General features: G+C 69.5%; 21 protein-coding genes. 10 read left to right on the plus strand and 11 right to left on the minus strand.

All coding sequences use genetic code 11. The features are described 5' to 3' along the window. The first annotated feature begins 12 nt into the window (after positions 1–12). The 3 genes from ACFWSK_RS02970 to groL all read left to right on the plus strand — a co-directional run bounded on the left by ACFWSK_RS02970 (position 13) and on the right by groL (position 2,958). Complete coding sequence (locus ACFWSK_RS02970; RefSeq protein WP_383781108.1) at positions 13–288, plus strand: MoaD/ThiS family protein; 276 nt, start codon at positions 13–15, stop codon at positions 286–288. A gap of 439 nt (positions 289–727) precedes the next feature. After that, entirely contained in the window at positions 728–934 is a 207-nt protein-coding gene (locus tag ACFWSK_RS02975; protein WP_003967346.1) for a cold-shock protein, read from the plus strand. A 401-nt stretch (positions 935–1,335) separates the two neighbouring features. Next, positions 1,336–2,958 carry a chaperonin GroEL gene (groL, locus tag ACFWSK_RS02980; RefSeq protein ID WP_328905074.1) on the plus strand — a complete coding sequence of 541 codons (1,623 nt, stop codon included), beginning with the start codon at positions 1,336–1,338 and terminating at the stop codon, positions 2,956–2,958. Positions 2,959–3,046: 88 nt separating this feature from the next. Here groL and ACFWSK_RS02985 read toward each other — a convergent pair whose 3' ends face one another. The 4 genes from ACFWSK_RS02985 to ACFWSK_RS03000 all read right to left on the minus strand — a co-directional run bounded on the left by ACFWSK_RS02985 (position 3,047) and on the right by ACFWSK_RS03000 (position 6,665). Continuing rightward, positions 3,047–4,243, minus strand: a complete 1,197-nt coding sequence (locus ACFWSK_RS02985) for a hypothetical protein (protein ID WP_383781111.1) — start codon at positions 4,241–4,243, stop codon at positions 3,047–3,049. Positions 4,244–4,320: 77 nt separating this feature from the next. Next, on the minus strand, positions 4,321–4,899 hold the full coding sequence (locus ACFWSK_RS02990; protein WP_383781114.1) for a Uma2 family endonuclease: 579 nt from the start codon (positions 4,897–4,899) through the stop codon (positions 4,321–4,323). Positions 4,900–4,955: 56 nt separating this feature from the next. Next, entirely contained in the window at positions 4,956–5,771 is an 816-nt protein-coding gene (locus ACFWSK_RS02995) for a hypothetical protein (protein ID WP_383781891.1), read from the minus strand. Positions 5,772–6,029: 258 nt separating this feature from the next. Further along, on the minus strand, positions 6,030–6,665 hold the full coding sequence (locus ACFWSK_RS03000; RefSeq protein ID WP_383781116.1) for a TetR/AcrR family transcriptional regulator: 636 nt from the start codon (positions 6,663–6,665) through the stop codon (positions 6,030–6,032). Between the two features lie 82 nt (positions 6,666–6,747). On the opposite strand from ACFWSK_RS03000, the gene ACFWSK_RS03005 reads away from it, so the two are divergent. Continuing rightward, entirely contained in the window at positions 6,748–7,626 is an 879-nt protein-coding gene (locus ACFWSK_RS03005) for an NAD(P)-dependent oxidoreductase (protein WP_383781118.1), read from the plus strand. 9 nt (positions 7,627–7,635) lie between these two features. Here ACFWSK_RS03005 and ACFWSK_RS03010 read toward each other — a convergent pair whose 3' ends face one another. Together ACFWSK_RS03010 and ACFWSK_RS03015 are read right to left on the minus strand one after the other, a co-directional pair. After that, positions 7,636–8,280, minus strand: a complete 645-nt coding sequence (locus ACFWSK_RS03010) for an NAD(P)-dependent oxidoreductase (protein ID WP_383781121.1) — start codon at positions 8,278–8,280, stop codon at positions 7,636–7,638. Positions 8,281–8,337: 57 nt separating this feature from the next. Further along, on the minus strand, positions 8,338–9,351 hold the full coding sequence (locus ACFWSK_RS03015; RefSeq protein ID WP_383781123.1) for an EamA family transporter: 1,014 nt from the start codon (positions 9,349–9,351) through the stop codon (positions 8,338–8,340). Positions 9,352–9,479: 128 nt separating this feature from the next. On the opposite strand from ACFWSK_RS03015, the gene ACFWSK_RS03020 reads away from it, so the two are divergent. Further along, positions 9,480–10,025, plus strand: a complete 546-nt coding sequence (locus ACFWSK_RS03020) for a MarR family winged helix-turn-helix transcriptional regulator (protein WP_383781126.1) — start codon at positions 9,480–9,482, stop codon at positions 10,023–10,025. Positions 10,026–10,029: 4 nt separating this feature from the next. Here the strand turns inward: ACFWSK_RS03020 and ACFWSK_RS03025 are convergent, their stop codons facing one another. Next, entirely contained in the window at positions 10,030–10,476 is a 447-nt protein-coding gene (locus ACFWSK_RS03025; RefSeq protein ID WP_383781128.1) for a ricin-type beta-trefoil lectin domain protein, read from the minus strand. A 297-nt stretch (positions 10,477–10,773) separates the two neighbouring features. Between ACFWSK_RS03025 and ACFWSK_RS03030 the strand changes: the two genes are divergently transcribed. The 3 genes from ACFWSK_RS03030 (at position 10,774) to ACFWSK_RS03040 (ending at position 14,064) form a co-directional block, all read left to right on the plus strand. Then, positions 10,774–11,121, plus strand: coding sequence for a DUF1330 domain-containing protein (locus ACFWSK_RS03030; protein WP_383781130.1), 348 nt, complete (start codon positions 10,774–10,776; stop codon positions 11,119–11,121). Positions 11,122–11,257: 136 nt separating this feature from the next. Continuing rightward, positions 11,258–13,402 (plus strand): RNA polymerase recycling motor ATPase HelR, encoded by a 2,145-nt coding sequence (helR, locus tag ACFWSK_RS03035; RefSeq protein WP_383781133.1) that lies wholly within the window; start codon positions 11,258–11,260, stop codon positions 13,400–13,402. A gap of 83 nt (positions 13,403–13,485) precedes the next feature. Continuing rightward, positions 13,486–14,064 (plus strand): DUF1062 domain-containing protein, encoded by a 579-nt coding sequence (locus ACFWSK_RS03040; protein WP_383781136.1) that lies wholly within the window; start codon positions 13,486–13,488, stop codon positions 14,062–14,064. Between the two features lie 75 nt (positions 14,065–14,139). Here ACFWSK_RS03040 and ACFWSK_RS03045 read toward each other — a convergent pair whose 3' ends face one another. The 3 genes from ACFWSK_RS03045 to ACFWSK_RS03055 form a co-directional block, all read right to left on the minus strand. Next, entirely contained in the window at positions 14,140–14,523 is a 384-nt protein-coding gene (locus ACFWSK_RS03045) for a VOC family protein (protein ID WP_383781139.1), read from the minus strand. Positions 14,524–14,608: 85 nt separating this feature from the next. Beyond that, a complete protein-coding gene (locus tag ACFWSK_RS03050; protein ID WP_383781142.1) occupies positions 14,609–14,818 on the minus strand; it encodes a DUF397 domain-containing protein in 210 nt (69 codons plus the stop codon). After that, complete coding sequence (locus ACFWSK_RS03055) at positions 14,799–15,641, minus strand: Scr1 family TA system antitoxin-like transcriptional regulator (RefSeq protein WP_383781144.1); 843 nt, start codon at positions 15,639–15,641, stop codon at positions 14,799–14,801. The genes ACFWSK_RS03050 and ACFWSK_RS03055 overlap by 20 nt, the downstream gene beginning before the upstream one ends. 114 nt (positions 15,642–15,755) lie before the next feature. Between ACFWSK_RS03055 and ACFWSK_RS03060 the strand changes: the two genes are divergently transcribed. Both ACFWSK_RS03060 and ACFWSK_RS03065 read left to right on the plus strand, forming a co-directional pair. Beyond that, entirely contained in the window at positions 15,756–15,998 is a 243-nt protein-coding gene (locus tag ACFWSK_RS03060; RefSeq protein ID WP_383781146.1) for a hypothetical protein, read from the plus strand. Continuing rightward, positions 15,988–16,224, plus strand: coding sequence for a hypothetical protein (locus ACFWSK_RS03065; RefSeq protein ID WP_383781149.1), 237 nt, complete (start codon positions 15,988–15,990; stop codon positions 16,222–16,224). The genes ACFWSK_RS03060 and ACFWSK_RS03065 overlap by 11 nt, the downstream gene beginning before the upstream one ends. Positions 16,225–16,251: 27 nt before the next feature. Here ACFWSK_RS03065 and ACFWSK_RS03070 read toward each other — a convergent pair whose 3' ends face one another. Next, positions 16,252–16,992, minus strand: a complete 741-nt coding sequence (locus ACFWSK_RS03070; protein ID WP_383781152.1) for a DUF6193 family natural product biosynthesis protein — start codon at positions 16,990–16,992, stop codon at positions 16,252–16,254. Positions 16,993–17,108: the final 116 nt, after the last annotated feature.

Here is a 17,108-nt window from a genome sequence, read left to right on the forward strand (position 1 = left end):
AAGGCACCCACCATGAGCGTCAAGGTCCGCATCCCCACCATCCTCCGCACCTACACGGGCGGCCAGGCCGAGGTTCCGGCGGAGGGCGCGATCCTCTCCGAGGTCATCGCGTCCCTGGAGAAGAACCACCCGGGCATCGCCGCCCGCGTCCTGGACGACCAGGGCAAGCTCCGCCGCTTCGTGAACGTGTACGTCAACGACGACGACGTGCGCTTCGAGGGCGGCCTGGACGCGGCCACGCCGGACGGTGCCGGCGTCTCGATCATCCCGGCCGTCGCCGGAGGCTGACCGCCGGGCCGGCGCGCGCACGGCCGCCGGCTTCACAGCGTTATCCCTGTTACCCCCTCCGCGAGAGAAGCGGAGGGGGTAATTCTGCATGGTTAAGCGCGGTAGAGTTGGGAAGTCCCCTCCGCTGCCTGTGCCGCCCGCATATGAGAATGCGCCCGGTCGCGATAAGAAGCAGCCAAAGTGTGCGACCCCCTTGAGCCATAAGTGGCCTTTGTCAGGCCCGACTTGCCCAGGAATCTCATGAATTCCCCATATAGGGGCGATCGGTTGTGCCCAGAATTCTCGTCCGATTGACCTGTTGCAGAGGGCAGTTGGGCAGATACATTCGGCCGCGGTCGACGCGTTCCGGCGCACGCACCCTCTCCGGTCGGAGGGTGAGTTCTGACCCGGGCCCGCGAAGTGCGGTCCTGTGCAAGGGCCAGTAATAGGGGAGTTAGGCATGGCTCAGGGCACCGTCAAGTGGTTCAACGCGGAGAAGGGGTACGGCTTCATCGCGGTCGACGGTGGTGCGGATGTTTTCGTCCACTACAGCGCGATCCAGATGGACGGGTACCGCACCCTCGAAGAGGGTCAGCGAGTTGAATTCGAAATCTCGCAGGGCCAGAAGGGGCCGCAGGCGGACATGGTCAAGCTCGCCGTCGGCTGAGCTCGGCGCGGTCGGCCAACGACACTACTCACGCACGTAGGGCCCGTACCCCCAGGGGTACGGGCCCTACGTGCGTCCGGGTGTCCACGCGTCCGGGTGTCCATGCGTCCGGGCGTCCCCCGTGCGTCCGTGTGCCCTCCGTGCGCCTGTGCGCATCCTCCGGCCGGCACCCCGTCCGGGCACGCCCGGTTGTCCACATCCCGAGGGGGACGCTTGCACTCGCAGGGGTCGAGTGCTAATCATTGGCGTTAGCACTCTCCAGGTGAGAGTGACAGAAACTTGGACCGGGCCGGTGAGGCCCGCAGGCTGCGTGGGGCAAGGAACCACACAGCACGCTGGCCGTCCGTCGCGGGCGCCTCTCGGTCCGGAGAATCCACCCCTGTCCGGGAGGACCACTTCACATGGCCAAGATCATCGCGTTCGACGAGGAGGCACGGCGCGGTCTCGAGCGCGGGATGAACCAGCTCGCCGACGCCGTCAAGGTCACCCTCGGCCCCAAGGGCCGTAACGTCGTCCTCGAGAAGAAGTGGGGCGCGCCCACGATCACCAACGATGGTGTTTCCATCGCCAAGGAGATCGAGCTCGAGGACCCGTACGAGAAGATCGGTGCGGAGCTGGTCAAGGAGGTCGCCAAGAAGACGGACGACGTCGCCGGCGACGGTACGACCACCGCCACCGTTCTCGCTCAGGCTCTCGTCCGCGAGGGTCTGCGCAATGTCGCCGCGGGTGCCAACCCGATGGCTCTGAAGCGTGGCATCGAGAAGGCCGTCGAGGCCGTCTCCGCCGCTCTGCTGGAGCAGGCGAAGGACGTGGAGACCAAGGAGCAGATCGCTTCGACCGCCTCCATCTCCGCTGCTGACACCGAGATCGGCGCCAAGATCGCCGAGGCTATGGACAAGGTCGGCAAGGAAGGCGTCATCACCGTCGAGGAGTCCCAGACCTTCGGTCTGGAGCTGGAGCTCACCGAGGGTATGCGCTTCGACAAGGGCTACATCTCGGCGTACTTCGCCACCGACATGGAGCGTATGGAGACGTCCTTCGACGACCCGTACATCCTGATCGTCAACTCCAAGATCAGCAACGTGAAGGACCTCCTTCCGCTGCTCGAGAAGGTCATGCAGTCGGGTAAGCCGCTGCTGATCATCGCGGAGGACGTCGAGGGCGAGGCCCTGTCGACCCTGGTCGTCAACAAGATCCGTGGCACCTTCAAGTCCGTCGCCGTCAAGGCTCCGGGCTTCGGTGACCGCCGCAAGGCCATGCTCGGCGACATCGCCATCCTCACCGGTGGCACCGTCATCTCCGAGGAGGTCGGTCTCAAGCTGGAGAACGCCGGCCTGGACCTGCTCGGCAGCGCCCGCAAGGTCGTCATCACCAAGGACGAGACCACGATCGTCGACGGTGCGGGCGAGAGCGACCAGGTTCAGGGTCGCGTCAAGCAGATCCGTGCCGAGATCGAGAACTCCGACTCGGACTACGACCGCGAGAAGCTCCAGGAGCGCCTCGCGAAGCTGGCCGGCGGCGTGGCCGTCATCAAGGCCGGCGCCGCGACCGAGGTCGAGCTCAAGGAGCGCAAGCACCGCATCGAGGACGCGGTGCGCAACGCCAAGGCCGCTGTCGAGGAGGGCATCGTCGCCGGTGGTGGCGTGGCTCTGCTCCAGGCCACGGCCGTCTTCGAGAAGCTCGACCTGACCGGTGACGAGGCCACGGGCGCCAACGCCGTGAAGCTCGCGCTGGAGGCCCCGCTCAAGCAGATCGCCGTCAACGGTGGTCTTGAGGGTGGCGTCGTCGTCGAGAAGGTGCGCAACCTGCCGATCGGTCACGGCCTCAACGCCGCGACCGGTGAGTACGTCGACATGATCGCCGAGGGCATCATCGACCCGGCGAAGGTCACGCGCTCCGCTCTGCAGAACGCCGCGTCCATCGCCGCGCTCTTCCTCACCACCGAGGCCGTCATCGCCGACAAGCCCGAGAAGGCCGGCGCGGCCGCCCCGGGCGGCATGCCGGGCGGTGACATGGACTTCTGATCCTTCCCGGATCAGTAGTGCAGTCGCAGCCGTAGTCGTACGGTGCCGGCCCCGGCCCCTGGGATTCGTCCCGGGGGCCGGGGCCGTCTCAGTTCCTTCCGGGGCGTGCCGTGAGGAGCAGGGGGATCGTGAGGACCGGCAGGAACCAGACCAGCACGATGAGGCGCTGACCGGCCAGCATGTCGAGGTTGGGGTGTCCGGCCTGGTTGAGCACGCCGCCCGCGGCCGTCGCGGCGGCGAGCAGGCCGAGGTACGTGGGGCGCCGGAGCGTGGAACAGGCGGCCAGGGCCAGGGTGATCAGGAGTAACGGTTCCTTCAGCTGGTGGTCCGTCCAGGCCGACCAGAAGGTCCCTTCCGCCGTGAGGAACCGGGGCCAGGGGTCGGGCACGTCCGGGCGCTGGTAATGGTGGGTCAGGAGGTCCTGGGCGCTGTCGTATCCCGACGGCCAGCCCAGTACGTACGTGGTCAGCTGCATGGCGACCGCCAGGCCGCCGCACAGGACGAAGAGGTCCAGCGCGGGCCGGGGCGGGCGGTTGCGGCGCTTGCGATACCGGGCGAGCCCGGCAAAGGCCGCCGCGAGGGCGCCGGCCAGCAGGAGCGCCTGGGAGTAGCGCGCCAGGAAGGCCACGAGGAGGCCGCCGGTGACGAGGGCGGTCCCGGCTGTCCGGCGCTCCCCGTTCAAGGTCAGCGTGCAGCCGAGTGCCACCGCCGCCGTGCAGGCCAGGGTGAGCCCGTCGGCCATGGGGAGCATCGCGATCGCGCCGGTTGGCAGCGTCAGGTAGAGGATCTGTCCGCACAGCGCGGCCGCCCAGTTGGCACCGGCGGCGCGCAGGGTGGCCAGGACGAAGAGGCTGCCCGCCAGAGCGACGGTCACACCGGCCAGCCAGACGCCCAGGACGAGCCCGAACACGGCGATGAACGGCACGAGCAGCAGGGGGTATCCGGGGCGCGCCTCGTAGATCGCCATGAAGCGGGAGTTGAGGAACGGCCCGGTCATGCCGGAGGTGTTGCCGTGCCGCGTCCAGTACGCGGTCGAGGCCGTCAGCTTCCGCACACATTCCCGTACCAAGGGCCTGTCGCCCTCGTCGATGCACGTGTAGTCGATCGCCTGGGCGGTGGCCGAGGCGCGGCTCTCCCCGCTCAGCCGGAGGGCGTAGGAGAGGTAGTTCTTGGAATCGGGGGAATCCCGTCCGGTCAGTGACGTCAGCTGGAACCCGACGAAGGTGGCCATGACGAGCACCGCGCAGAGGATTCCGGCGCGGGACCTGGTGATGCGTCGGCGCATGGGCGTCCTCTGAAGTGCGCCCGGGGCCGTTGCTCGTGCGCCACGTGCGAGGCGGTGCCGGGAGCGGCAGGTCCTGATCAGTGGGCGAAGTCCTTGAGCCTGTCGGTGTCCAGGGTGATGCCGACCGGGGCCGGGAGCGGGACGGTGGCGCCGAAGGGGTACGAAGGGTGTCGCTGGTACACGCCGTCCTTCGGCTCGCTGAAGACGGTGAGGGTGTCGTCGTCGCGGTCGACGAGGAGATAGACCGGGATGTCGCCGCAGGCGTAGGCGCGGCCCTTGTCGACGCGGTCGCGGCGGTGGGTGCCGGAGTCGTAGGACGTGACCTCGACGAGCATGAGGACGCCTGTGCTGTCGGCCCACTCGGGCTGGCCCGCGAAGTGCCCGATCGGTGCCAGGGTCCCGTCCGGGCGCACGCGACCCTTGCGGTAGGCGTCCATCAGCAGGCCCTGCTCAGGGTGAAGATCGAGATCGGGGCGGTGCCGCATGCACTGCCGCAGGAGCAACATGAAGATTGCTCCGTGGTCGCCGTCCGGCACGGGCTTGACCCTTAGCTTTCCGTTGATGAATTCGAGCGTCACCGTTTCCGGGGCGCGGCGGGCGAGCTCCTCGAAGTCCTCGACGGACATGTCAGGGCGGTCGGCGGTGCTGGGGGTCATGGCTTCGCCTCCTCCCTTCCATCGTGCCCGGATTTCGCTCCGGATGAGCTGCACGGTCATCGGTATGTCCGCTCCGACCTGGGGACCACTGCTGCCCGGACGCTGCTCATGCGCTCTCGCACCTGGGGGGCCTGCACGGCGCCGGGTGGTCCGAAGTGTGCGTCAGGTTCGGTGCCTCGGCAGGGGGCGCAGCGGCCGCCGATGAGGGCTTCCGGGGTGCCGGGGGCGCGGCATTCGCTGCATTCCAGGGTGCGCAGGACCGTCCGGTGCGCCGGAGTGACTCGTTCGGGTGGCATCTTGTCCCGCAGGCGCCTGCGGAGGAGTGACGCGGCGTGGTGGACCGGGGTGGGCAGGCCGGCGGTCAGGGCGTGGAGGAGTTCCGCTTCCGTGGCGCCGCGCTCGAACCACTCGCTGACCTGCGGTTCCAGGTCCGCGCAGTCGGCCGAGGAGAGTGTCAGGGTGGGTGCGGCCCGGCCCAGCGAGGCCAGCAGGATGAACGCCCTGGAGCGGGTGGGCCGTTGCTGCTCCTTCGGTACGTCGCCCTGGGCGAACGCGGCCCACCAGGCATCGTCGCGTGCGGTCCGCGAGAAGAACGTCCGGGTCACCCAGAGCAGGGCGCTCTCGGTGGCGACGCACTCGCTGCCCCGGCGCAGATGTCCGGCCTCCTGGAGGCGGTTGAGCGTGGTCCGTACGGCGCACTGCCCGTACGGAAGCACCTTGGCCAGCGCCTTCACGGAGATGTCCGAGCCGTCCGGAAGGCGGTCGACGTAGGCGGCGATGGCGGCGTCGCGGGGGAGCAGGTGCGCGAAGTCGCGTTCCGTGCGGGGGCGTTCGTACGGCGCCGAGCGCTTGCCGTAGCCCGGATTGGCCATCGGGTGCGGGGCTGCGGGCGGGGATACGTGCGGGGCGCAGGGGGCGGCACTAAGCTGGGCGTCAGCCATGGGGTCGCTGATTCCGATCCTTGTGGTCAGACCCCTGTCAGGTGTGCCAGCACCCGGCGGGGGTCGATTTTTTGTCGTCTCGGACGCACGCTAGAGCGTGATGACCATCCGTGGCAAGTCGGTCACGAAAAGTCAACTCGCCGGGCAGGGTGGGTGGGTGGGACAACTGACCCGTCCACCCCATCCTTGTTAAGAGCGCTCGGAGCTCGCCCCTTGAGCCCCGGGCGGATTCCGGTGAAGTGTGATCAGCTGGGCCAGGTGACGGCCCGCGACCTCCAGTGGCCGGGCGTCCCGCGAGACCTGCGCGGCGAGTTCGGCTCCTTCCAGCGTGCTGATCACCGTCGCGGCGAGGTCGTTCGCGTCGTCGTCGGGAATGCCCGCGCCGCGCAGCTTCTCGGAGACGATGGACTGCCAGCGGGCGAACGCCTCGGCGGCGGCCCGCTGGATGTCGGGAAAGCGGCCCGCCGTCCCGAGTGCGGTGGCGGTGACCGGGCAGCCGTCGATCCAGTCCGAGGCGCGCAGCCCTTCGGCGAGACTCCGGGTGCAGGCGATGACCGCCCGGGCCGGGTCTTCCTCGCTGTCGAGGATCTCGCGCAGGAGGCCGGCGAATTCGTGGTCCCCGTGGTGCACGGCCGCGACAGCCAGCTCCTGCTTCCCGCCCGGGAAGAAGTGGTAGACGGAGCCGAGGGTGGCCCCGGCCTCCAGGGAGATCTGCTTGATCCCGGTGCCGTCGAACCCCTGGCGCTGCATCAGCGTCGAGGTCGTCCGGACGATCCGCTCCCGGGTGCCGAGGGGGGTCGCTGCGTCTGTCGGCTTGGTCTTCACTCCACAAATCTACCGGATGGAGCGTTCGTTTTAGCTGTGCTACGTTCCTGACTAGATAGAGCGTTCGTTCTAGGAGGTTCTCGTGGGCAAGCACGCAGCAGTGACCGTGATCGGACTCGGCCCGATGGGCAGGGCGATGGGGGAGGCGTTCCTGGAGCGCGGGCATCGGGTGACGGTGTGGAACAGGACCGCGAGCAAGGCCGACGACCTGGTGGTGAAGGGCGTGATCCTGGCCGGCACGGCCGGTGAGGCGGTGGCCGCCAGTGAGCTGGTGATCCTGAGTCTGACGGACTACGACGCGATGTACGCGATTCTCGAACCGGCCACCGACGCGCTGTCCGGCCGCGTCCTGGTCAACCTCAGCTCGGACACGCCGGAGAAGGCCCGGGAGGCGGCGAAGTGGGCCGCGGGGCACGGTGCGCAGTACCTGACCGGTGGGGTGCAGGCGTCACCCGCGGGTATCGGGCAGAGCGACTCCTCCACCTTCTACAGCGGCCCGAAAGAGGTGTTCGAGGCGCACCGGGAAACGCTGGAGGTCCTCACCGGCACCGACTACCGCGGTGAGGACCCGGGGCTCGCGGCGCTGTTCTACCAGATCCAGATGGACATGTTCTGGACGTCCGCGCTGAGCTGGCTGCACGCCCTGGCGCTGGCGGAGGCCAACGGCATCACCGCCGCGGAGATCCTGCCGTACGCGTCGTCGACGATGGCCACGATGCCGGACTTCCTGGCGTACTACACACCGAGGATCGACACGGGGGACCACCGGGGCGAAGTGGACCGACTGGCCATGGGGGTGGCGAGCGTGGACCACATCGTGCACACGGCGAAGGACTCGGGCGTCGACACGGCGCTGCCCGCCGCGGTCCTGAAGCACTTCGAGCGCGGCATGGCGGCCGGTCGGGGCGACGACAGCTTCACCAGCCTGTTCGAGGTGATCAGGAACTCGGCGGCCCACTGACGCCGCCCGTCAGTATCCGGCGGTGAAGCGGGTGCGGTGGTGCCTGGGGTCTTCGGCCTCGTCCAGGAGCGCCACCGCCAAGTCCTCCATGGAGATGGCCGAGTTGCCGTCGGCGTCGACCAGGAGCTCGTCGGTGCCGAGCCTGAAGGTGCCGGTGCGGCGGCCCGGCTCAAGGAGGGCGGACGGGCTCAGGTACGTCCAGTCGACGTCGGTCGCCGCGGTGCGGACGGCGTCGTACTGGGCGTTGGAGGCCAGGGCGATGTGCCGCCAGGCGGCGGGGACGTAGGCCGGGTCGTCGCTCGCGAGGACGCCCCGGGTGCCGGGCACCGACAGGCTGCCGGCGCCGCCGACGACGACCAGCCGGACGCCGGTGCCGGCGAGGCCGGACAGTAACGCCCGGCTGATCGCGGCGTGTTCGGCCTCGTGGCCGGGTGCCGGTCTGGTGGCGTTGACCACGAGGTCCTGTCCGGCGCTCAGCTCCGCCACCTGGTCCGGGACTCCGGCGTCGCCGGTGCGGTGGGTGGCGGCGGGGTGCAGGGTGGCGAAGCGGGCGGCGTCGCGGACGACGGCGGTGACCTCGTGGCCACGGGTGAGGGCCTCGGTGACGACGCGGCTGCCTACGTTTCCGGCTGCTCCGAAGACGGTGATGCGCATGGGATCTGCTCCCTGGGTGTGTGCGTGGTTCGGTGGGTGGGGCGGTGGCTTCTCGGGTCAGGCCGTCGGTGTCGCGCGCCGTCGGCCGGCCGGGCGGAGGTTCTGGCCGAGCGCGACGCTGCCGATCACCAGGGCCAGGCCGCCGACCTGCCAGGCGGTCAGGGTCTGTCCCAGGAACAGCAGTCCGGCGAGGGTGGCGACGACCGGGTTGGTCAGGCCGAGGAAGGACACGGAGGAGGCCGGGAGGCGTTCGATACCGCGGAACCACAGGGCGTACGCGACCGCGGTGCCGATCACGCCGAGGTAGGCGTACCCGGCGATGTTCGTGCCGGTCAGGTGGTCGGGCAGGCCCTCCGTGGTGAGGGCCAGGGGTGCCAGCACCAGGCCACCGACGGTCAGTTGCCATCCGGTGAGGGCGAGCAGCGAGACGCCTTCGGGGCGACCCCACCGCTTGCTCAGGACGACCGCGAGAGCCATGAGCACGGTGGCCGCCAGCATCGCCACGATCCCCGCGGGGTCGACCTCGGCGTTCCCGCGCAGGACGAGCAGCCCGACGCCCGCGACCCCGACGAGCCCGGCGATCAACGTACGGCGGGTGGGCCGGATCTTGAGTACTCCGGCCCCGAAGCCGGCCACCAGCAGCGGCGTGACCGCGCTGACCGTCGAGGCGACGCCGCCGGGCAGGTGGTAGGCGCCGAAGAACAGCAGCGGGAAGAACGCCCCGAAGTTGAGCATCCCGAGCACCGTCGCCTTCCACCACCAGTCGCCGCGCGGCAGGCGCCGGGTGAGGGCGAGCAGGATGAGTCCGGCGGGCAGCGCGCGCAGGGCCGCGGCGAGCAGGGGGCGGTCGGGGGGCAGGAGCTCGGTGGTCGTGACGTAGGTGGTGCCCCAGGTGGCGGGCCCGATGGCGGCGAGCGCGGCGATCCCCACGGCCGCCTTGGTGGAGGTGCGGGGGCCTCGGGGGGCGGCCGGGCGCCGGACGCGGCCGGCGATGGATGGGGTGGAGACGACTGACGTGGTGCCGGTGCCGGTGTCGCCGCCGGTGCTGGGTGTGGTGCTGGTGATGGACATGGCGCTCCCCCTCAACTTCTCCTCAACGCTGTTATTCTCAACGTTGAGATAAGTGTGAGCCCAAGGTCTGCGAACGTCAAGTATCTGAACGTTGAGAGATCTGGCTCGGGTGAGGGAGGGGCGCGGGAATGAGCGAGCGTGAAGCGGAACGGCAGCCGGGCACGGAGACCGACGCCATCGACGAACTGCGCGCCCAGTGGCGCCGCGAGCGGCCGGACATGAGCCTCACGGGGCTGGACGCGATGGCCCTGGTGGGCCGCATCAAGCGGGCCGATCACCTGTTGAGCAGAGGCATGAAGCCGATCTTCGCCGAACACGGCCTGGAGTTCGCGGAGTTCGACGTCCTCGCCACGCTGCGCCGCGTCGGCGCCCCGCACGAACTCACCGCCGGCGGCCTACTGAAGTCCGCGATGGTGACCTCCGGCGCGATCACCAACCGACTCGACAAGCTGGAACGCAAGGGCCTGATCGAGCGCCACCCCGACCCTGCCGACCGCAGGGCCATCCGCGTCCGCCTGACCGAGGCGGGCCTGGACCTGGTCGACCGCGCCGTGGTCGACCACGTGGCGAACGAGGAACGGATGCTGGAGGGGCTGACGGCCGAGGACCGCCGAGCGCTGGACGGAGCGCTGCGGCGGCTGCTGGTGTCACTGGGGGACACGCACCTTGGCTGATTCGTCAGACCGTGCGGTGGACGAGCGTCCAGGTCTGGGACGGGTCGGAGCCGCACGCCGAGGAGGAGATGTCCTGATCCTGGGCGGCGAGGCAGAAGCCCGTACCGGCGTTGGCGACCCGGTCGTGCGTGTGCGGCTTCCACGTCAGGAGCGGGAGGTCCAGGCACTCCCCGACGGAGATCCTCCCGGCCTCGTCGCTGTGCAGGCAGGCCCCCGTACCGACGTTCTCGAACTGGCCGTCGTCGTTCGCCATCCACAGCTGGTGGGCTGATCCGTCGCATGCGCGCATGGCGAGTGCCGAACCGTCGGTGCCGAGACAGAGGTGGCTCTGGTTGCTCCGGAGCGCGAAGCGGGGGTCCTCCTGGGCGGGCGAGGCCAAGGCCGGGGCGTGGGCCGCGGTCACCAGCAGTGCGGCGGAGGCGAGAGCGGTGCTGAACTTGGGTACGGGCACGGGTACTTCCTGTTCCGTCGGGGACGTACGCGGGGCGGCGCACCGCCCCGTACCCGGCAGCGTTCCGCACCGTAGCCGCCCGTACACCCAGCGCCACCTCACTGGCCCCGCGCACGCCGGATCGCGGCCGGCGCGCCTGAGCTCGGCGAGCCCTTCCGGCGTCTGCCGCCACCCGACTGGGGATGACGTCGGGGCGGTCGGGGAGCCGGTCATTACCCGACAGGTAATCGACCCCGGTGTCCTCGAATGCCAGGCTCGTCGTACCGAGACCGACCGCCCGACCGCCCGGAGGACACCATGACCGCCTACGCCATCGCCCACCTGCAGGAAGCCGCTCCGCACCCGGAGATCGCCGAGTACATGGAGCGCATCCCCGCCACCTTCGAGCCGTACGGCGGGCGCTTCCTCGTGCACATGACGCCGCACGAGGTGATGGAGGGCAGCTGGCCCGGACATGTCGTGATGATCGGCTTCCCCGGCATCGCGGAGGCGCGGGCCTGGTGGGACTCTCCCGCCTACCAGGAGATCGCACCGCTGCGCTCGCGGCACATCAAGGGTGACATCATCCTCGTCGAGGGTGTGCCCGAGGGGTACGACGCGAGGGTCACCGCGAAGGCGGTACGAGAGGCCCTGGATTCCGAGTAGGGCGAGGAGGAAGAGGGAGTACCCACCTCTTTCCACTTTCAACTTATAGCGCACAGGGGGGCTTGCGGCAAGGCCCCGGTCATGCCCCAGAATCGCTCGCTGAGCCCAGAACCTGCGGAAACGGGAGATTCACTCAGTGCGTTCTTCGACCATCAGCGCGTTCGACCTTCCCGACCGCCTTGTCCCCAAGGCCGACCCGACGCTCATCTCCGGCGACGAGCAGCACTTCGCGGCCATCGCGGAGTGCCTGGACCAGTCGATCGCCGAGCTGTCCGACCGCCTCGCCGCCGCGCGCAAGGCGCCGGGCGGCGTGGGCCAGCAGGCGATGGACCGGGACGTGGAGATCCACCGGCTGACCGCTCGCCTGCGCGCACTGCGCCGCTTCGGTCTCGACCTGTGCCTCGGGCACATGGTCGGCGCGGAGGACTCCGAGCCCGTGTACGTCGGACGGCTCGGCCTGACGGACAGCACGGGCCGGCGGCTGCTGCTCGACTGGCGCTCTCCGGCCGCCGAGCCGTTCTTCGGAGCCACCCACGCCAACCCCATGGGCCTGGCGAGCCGCCGCAGGTACCGCTGGACCCGCGGCCGGATCAGCGACTACTGGGACGAGGTGTTCGCCTCGGACGGCATCGTCGGGCGCGCCGCGCTGGACGACCAGTCCGCCTTCATCGCCAGCCTGGGCAGCAACCGGTCGGCGCGGATGCGGGACGTGCTCGGCACCATCCAGGCCGACCAGGACGCCATCATCCGCGCGGGGTCGCGCGGCGCGCTCGTCGTCGACGGCGGTCCGGGTACGGGGAAGACCGTCGTCGCCCTGCACCGCTCCGCCTACCTCCTCTACTCCGACCCGCGCCTCGGTCACCGCCGCGGCGGTGTGCTGTTCGTCGGCCCGCACCAGCCCTACCTGGGTTACGTCGCCGACGTCCTCCCGAGCCTCGGAGAGGAGGGCGTGCAGACCTGCACCCTGCGGGACCTCGTCACCGAGGGAGCGGCGGCGAGGGTGGAGCCCGACCCGGAGGTGGCCCGCCTGAAGTCGTCCGCAGACCTGGTGAAGGCGGTCGAGACGGCCGTCAGGTTCTACGAGGAGCCGCCCACCAAGGGCATGACGGTCACGACCCACTGGAATGACATCCGACTGAGCGCCGCCGACTGGGCCGTGGCGTTCGACGCGGCACCAGGGGTCCCGCACAACGAGGCACGCGACCAGATCTGGGAGGAACTGCTCACGATCCTGGTGGACAAGCACGACGACGAGGACACCGCCGAGCAGCTCCGCAAGTCGCTCCACCAGAACAGGGAGCTGCTCGCGGTCTTCGACAGCGCGTGGCCGCTGCTCGAAGCGGCCGACCTCGTCGGGGACCTGTGGACGGTCCCCGCCTACCTGAGGAAGTGCGCCCCCTGGCTCGACCGGGACGACGTGTCGCGGCTCCAGCGGGCGGACGCCCAGGCGTGGACGGTGTCCGACCTGCCACTCCTGGACGCGGCACGGCAGCGGCTCGGCGACCCGGACACCTCGCGCCGCAGACGTCGGCACAACGCCGCGGTCGCCGCCGAACGCGAGCAGATGGCCAAGGTCATCGACGTCCTGATCGAAACCGACACGGACGGCGAAGGCGCGCTGACGATGCTGCGCGGCCAGGACCTCAAGGACACCCTGGTCGACGGAAGCGCATCGCCCGACACCGAACGGGACCTGCTCGCCGGTCCGTTCGCGCACGTCGTCGTTGACGAGGCCCAGGAACTGACCGACGCGGAATGGCAGATGCTGCTGGTCCGCTGCCCGTCCCGCAGCTTCACCATCGTCGGGGACCGCGCCCAGGCCCGCCACGGCTTCACGGAGTCGTGGCAGGAGCGGCTTGAGCGAGTCGGGCTCGACCGGATCAACCTGGCCTCCCTGAGCATCAACTACCGGACTCCCGCGGAGATCATGGCGGAGGCGGAGCCCGTCATCCGTGCCGTGCTCCCGGACGCCAACGTGCCGGCCTCCATCCGCAACGGCGACCTCCCCGTCATCCACGGGTCCGCCGCGGATCTGCACTCGATCCTCGACACGTGGCTCGACGGCCATGCCGACGGGATCGCCTGCGTCATCGGCGACCCCGCCTTCCGGCCGACGTCCCGCGTCCGGTCGCTCACCCCGTCGTTGTCGAAGGGGCTGGAATTCGATCTGGTCGTCCTCATCGACCCGGAGTCGTTCGGCGAGGGCATCGAGGGCGCGGTCGACCGCTATGTCGCGATGACCCGTGCGACCCAGCAACTCGTCATCCTCACAAGCCCCTGACCCTCCAAGCGCGGGGCCCAGGACCCTGCGGTCGTGGACCGGCTCCGGGCGATTCTGGAGCGGAACCTGAAGCGGCGCCGGGCATGCTGATCACCGGTCGGACAGCGCGCGGGCGGAGCTGTGGCATCTTCTGTGCTCCCACCTGCCTACCTCTCGTTCTCCGCCGTTGCCACGCGTGCGCGTCCGAGCGCTTCCGGGCAAGCGGTAAATTTCGCGTCAACGCCAACCACAAACTCATCGACGCCTGGCTCCTCGCGCTCTGTACCGCTTGCGGGGAAACGGCAAAGATCACGGTCCTGGAGCGGATCAACGTGCGCTCCGTACGACCTGAGCTGTTGGACCGGCTGCACGACAACGATCTCGGTCTGACAGCCGAGTTGCTCCAGGACCCGGTCGTGCAGCGGCGTAATCGCATCGCTCTCGACTGGGACAACGCCTGGCGCCTCGACACCGGCGGATCGGATCACCTGGACCTCGAGGTGATCGACGTCTCGGTCCGCTTCGCGGCGCGGATACCTGTCCGGCCGGTGCGGCTGATCGCCGAAGGTTGCGGTCTTTCGCGGGCCGAGGCCGAAAGGCTGATCACGGAGGGGAAACTCGTTTCGGCCGTCCGGCTGAGCGGCAAGCTCTCCGGTGATTTCACCTTCACGCTCAAGCGCTGAGCTCCTCCTCGGGACCTCGGGCCTGTCCGGCATGTTCCGCCGGACAGGCCCGTGGGGGCGGCCAGGACGCAGAGGTCAGAGGGGCTGGACCGGGGCGTGCAGGAGGCAGAATTCGTTGCCTTCCGGGTCGGCCAGGACGTGCCAGTTCTCGGTGCCGGTCTGGCCGACGTCGGCGGGTCTGGCGCCGAGAGCGAGCAGCCGCTCCAGCTCTGCGCCCTGATCGCGGTCGGTGGGGCTGACGTCGATGTGCAGTCGGAGCTTCTCGGGCCGCGGGTCGCTGCTGGGACTGAGGACGAGGGTGGGCTGCGGGCCGCCGAAGCCGGTGTCGGGCGGCCCGATCTCGATGCTTCCGTCGTCTTCCCGGCCGAGCTCGACGTATCCGAGAACCTCGCTCCAGAACGCGGCGAGCAGGTCGGCGTCTGCGGCGTCGATGACCAACTCACTGATGCGGCATGCCATGTCCGGCAGTGTATGCAGGCACCCGAGGCCGACGAGGGATACAGGGCGGGGGACGCCGCCCTGTATCCCCAGTCCTCCGCGAGGGTCAGCCGCGCTTGAGGCCGCTCACGAACGTGGTCCAGGCGTCGGTCCGGAACACGAGCGCCGGGCCGTCGGTCACCTTGGAGTCCCGGACGGGGACGGCGTCGGGGACGCCGTCGAGGACTTCGAGGCAGTTGCCGCCGCTCCCGTCGCTGTACGAGGACTTGCGCCAAATCGCTGTGGACAGGTTGTAGTCAGAGCTGCTGAGCTTCATGGGCGTAATCCTCCGCCACGGACTCGATCAAGGCCAGGGACGCCACCCGTGAGATGGCGCTGGACACGAGGAGATCGTAGGTCAACTCGTATTTCTTGACCGCGAGTGGATCGTCCAGAAGTTGGCCCGACCCGAGTCCGTCCAGATAGGAGAGGGAAGGCGCGTCTGGGAAGGTCATCAGTTTGAGGCCACCGCCCATGGCCGCATGTCCGCCTTCCGAGAACGGCAAGATCTGCACGATGATGCGATGTTGCAGGATCAGTGCGGCTAGGTGGCGGAGAGCCTCCGTCATCACGGCTGGTCCACCGGTCATGCGGCGCAACACCGCCTCATCCAGAACCACCCACAACATGGGCTTTGTTGGATCGCGCAGCAGCTGAGCACGCTCCAGCCGCGCTGCCACCAGTTCGTCGATCACGTCCTCGACGGCAGTTGGCTGATACGCCCGGAACACCGCCCGCGCGTATGCCTCTGTCTGCAAGAGCCCCGGGATCAGCAGCGGCGCGTACTCCTTGATGGCCTCGGCTCGTGCTTCCGCCTCCGCCGCCTCGGCGAAGTGGTCCGGGTACTTGGACTTCCTCAGCGCCGCACAGTTCCGGACGAAGAAGCCGTCCGCGCCCAGGACTTCATCCAGCTTCTCCGCCTGGTCCAACTGCATCCGCCGTACCCCTATCTCCAACTGCCCGATGAACGAGCCGCTGACGAAGAGCGGGGCACCGAGCTCGTCCTGCGAGAGGCCCGCTCGCTCCCGTCGGTGACGGAGTTCCGCACCGAGGAGTGCGCGGGGCGAGGAGGAGGGGTCGAGCTTCCGGGGACCTGGCATGGCAACTCCCTGTGACACACGTGCGGTTGTTGGAACAGCGCCTCTTCCAGGCTAGCCATGCGTTGGACACTCTGGGTAGGTATTCCCATTACTCAGCGTGGAAGGTGGAACGGCATGACAGCGACGGAGCGGCGCCGGGCGGCGGCGGGCAGGGTGCGGATGGCGGAGGATGCCGTGGACCGGCTGAGGGAAGGTCTCGCGGCGGTGGGCGTGAAACTGCCGTCGCTCCGGATCGACCCCGTGTCGTGTGCCGGGAACGAGCCGTCGCCGCTGGTCGACCTCGGCTGCTGCAACCTCGATACGGCGCAGCGGCTGAGCGAGGTCCTGGAGGAGAAGGCTGCCGCCCGTGACAGGTGAGGCGCTTGAGCCGTGTACGCCGGAGCCCGGGTCGTTCGCCGTGGACGCGCGCGACGGGCGGGTGGGACGTGTGATGGGGCGCGTCGGACCGTACGTACAACTGCGTCCCCCGGGTGGTGGCGCCGAGTGGGACTGTCCGCCGGACCTCGTCCGGCCGGCGCCACCGGGGGTGGTGCTGCGGGCCCGGGTGACGGAGATCAACCGGGAGGGACAGTTGCCGCGGTGAGGGCGTGGGCCGACGGCTGAGAAGCGCTCAGGAACCGAGCGTGACGGGACCGAGGCCGGGCGGCAGGTGACGCACGGCAGCCGCCACCGCCTCCTGTGCGGTGGCTGCTCGGGCGAGGACGTTCCTGCCCAGGAAGTCGGTGCTGACCACGAACTGATCGACGTCATGCTCGATCAGGCACAGCCCGACGTCGGACAGACCTGGGCGGGTGGCCGTCGAGAAGCGCAGCACCCGGTGGCTGGTGTAGGGGTAGAGGCCCCGCAGCGCCGGTTCGGCATGTGCCGCCTCGACCAGTGCCGGACTGGCATGCCAGGGCCGTTCCGGTTCGGTCGCCTCTGTGCGCATGAGCTGCCACTCGGAAGCGACCATGCGCACGGGGTCGCTGTCAGGAACCTCGAAGCGGCCCGTCAGCTGTGCGAACGGGGCGGCCAGGGGGATGTCGCTCAACGGCTCCCCTTCGTGCCAGGCCAGCGCCGCCCCGGCGACCTGCGCGAGATCGTCGGTGTCGCCTTTGACGAGTGCCACGTCCTGGTGGGAATCCGTACCCCAGATCGACCACTGTCGCTCGAACGATCCTCCGTTGACGTGCAGGGGGCGGCGGTGCGGCAGCGTGCTCCTGACGATGGCGTGGGTCAGGGAACCGGACTCCAGAGCCGTGAGGGGCAGGACGAAGCCTCCCTCTTCCGCCTCGGCTCGGAGCGCCGCGCCCAGGCTGCCTCGGGCTGCGACGTCGGGATAGAGAACGGTGGGATCAGGGTGGGTCACCATGAGCCGGGATTGTGCCGGATACGAGCCGCCGCCGGCGGCGTACCCCCCGCTTCAGCTTCTGACCACTGCTCGACCGGCCGCTGCTCGACGCGCTCGAACTCGCTCGACGGACACCG

Source organism: Streptomyces sp. NPDC058620 (assembly GCF_042717135.1).
In the GTDB taxonomy this organism is placed as follows: Bacteria; Actinomycetota; Actinomycetes; order Streptomycetales; family Streptomycetaceae; genus Streptomyces.

What these genes read in the sequence shown, in the direction of transcription:
- ACFWSK_RS03045 (WP_383781139.1), bottom strand. Translation starts at nt 14,523, where the DNA reads ATGGCATGCCGCATCAGTGAGTTGGTCATCGACGCCGCAGACGCCGAC.
- ACFWSK_RS02990 (WP_383781114.1), bottom strand. Translation starts at nt 4,899, where the DNA reads ATGACCCCCAGCACCGCCGACCGCCCTGACATGTCCGTCGAGGACTTC.
- ACFWSK_RS03040 (WP_383781136.1), top strand. Translation starts at nt 13,486, where the DNA reads ATGCTGATCACCGGTCGGACAGCGCGCGGGCGGAGCTGTGGCATCTTC.
- ACFWSK_RS02970 (WP_383781108.1), top strand. Translation starts at nt 13, where the DNA reads ATGAGCGTCAAGGTCCGCATCCCCACCATCCTCCGCACCTACACGGGC.
- ACFWSK_RS03055 (WP_383781144.1), bottom strand. Translation starts at nt 15,641, where the DNA reads ATGCCAGGTCCCCGGAAGCTCGACCCCTCCTCCTCGCCCCGCGCACTC.
- groL (WP_328905074.1), top strand. Translation starts at nt 1,336, where the DNA reads ATGGCCAAGATCATCGCGTTCGACGAGGAGGCACGGCGCGGTCTCGAG.
- ACFWSK_RS02975 (WP_003967346.1), top strand. Translation starts at nt 728, where the DNA reads ATGGCTCAGGGCACCGTCAAGTGGTTCAACGCGGAGAAGGGGTACGGC.
- ACFWSK_RS03070 (WP_383781152.1), bottom strand. Translation starts at nt 16,992, where the DNA reads ATGGTGACCCACCCTGATCCCACCGTTCTCTATCCCGACGTCGCAGCC.
- ACFWSK_RS02985 (WP_383781111.1), bottom strand. Translation starts at nt 4,243, where the DNA reads ATGCGCCGACGCATCACCAGGTCCCGCGCCGGAATCCTCTGCGCGGTG.
- ACFWSK_RS03010 (WP_383781121.1), bottom strand. Translation starts at nt 8,280, where the DNA reads ATGCGCATCACCGTCTTCGGAGCAGCCGGAAACGTAGGCAGCCGCGTC.
- ACFWSK_RS03060 (WP_383781146.1), top strand. Translation starts at nt 15,756, where the DNA reads ATGACAGCGACGGAGCGGCGCCGGGCGGCGGCGGGCAGGGTGCGGATG.
- ACFWSK_RS03015 (WP_383781123.1), bottom strand. Translation starts at nt 9,351, where the DNA reads ATGTCCATCACCAGCACCACACCCAGCACCGGCGGCGACACCGGCACC.
- ACFWSK_RS02995 (WP_383781891.1), bottom strand. Translation starts at nt 5,771, where the DNA reads ATGGCCAATCCGGGCTACGGCAAGCGCTCGGCGCCGTACGAACGCCCC.
- ACFWSK_RS03020 (WP_383781126.1), top strand. Translation starts at nt 9,480, where the DNA reads ATGAGCGAGCGTGAAGCGGAACGGCAGCCGGGCACGGAGACCGACGCC.
- ACFWSK_RS03030 (WP_383781130.1), top strand. Translation starts at nt 10,774, where the DNA reads ATGACCGCCTACGCCATCGCCCACCTGCAGGAAGCCGCTCCGCACCCG.
- ACFWSK_RS03050 (WP_383781142.1), bottom strand. Translation starts at nt 14,818, where the DNA reads ATGAAGCTCAGCAGCTCTGACTACAACCTGTCCACAGCGATTTGGCGC.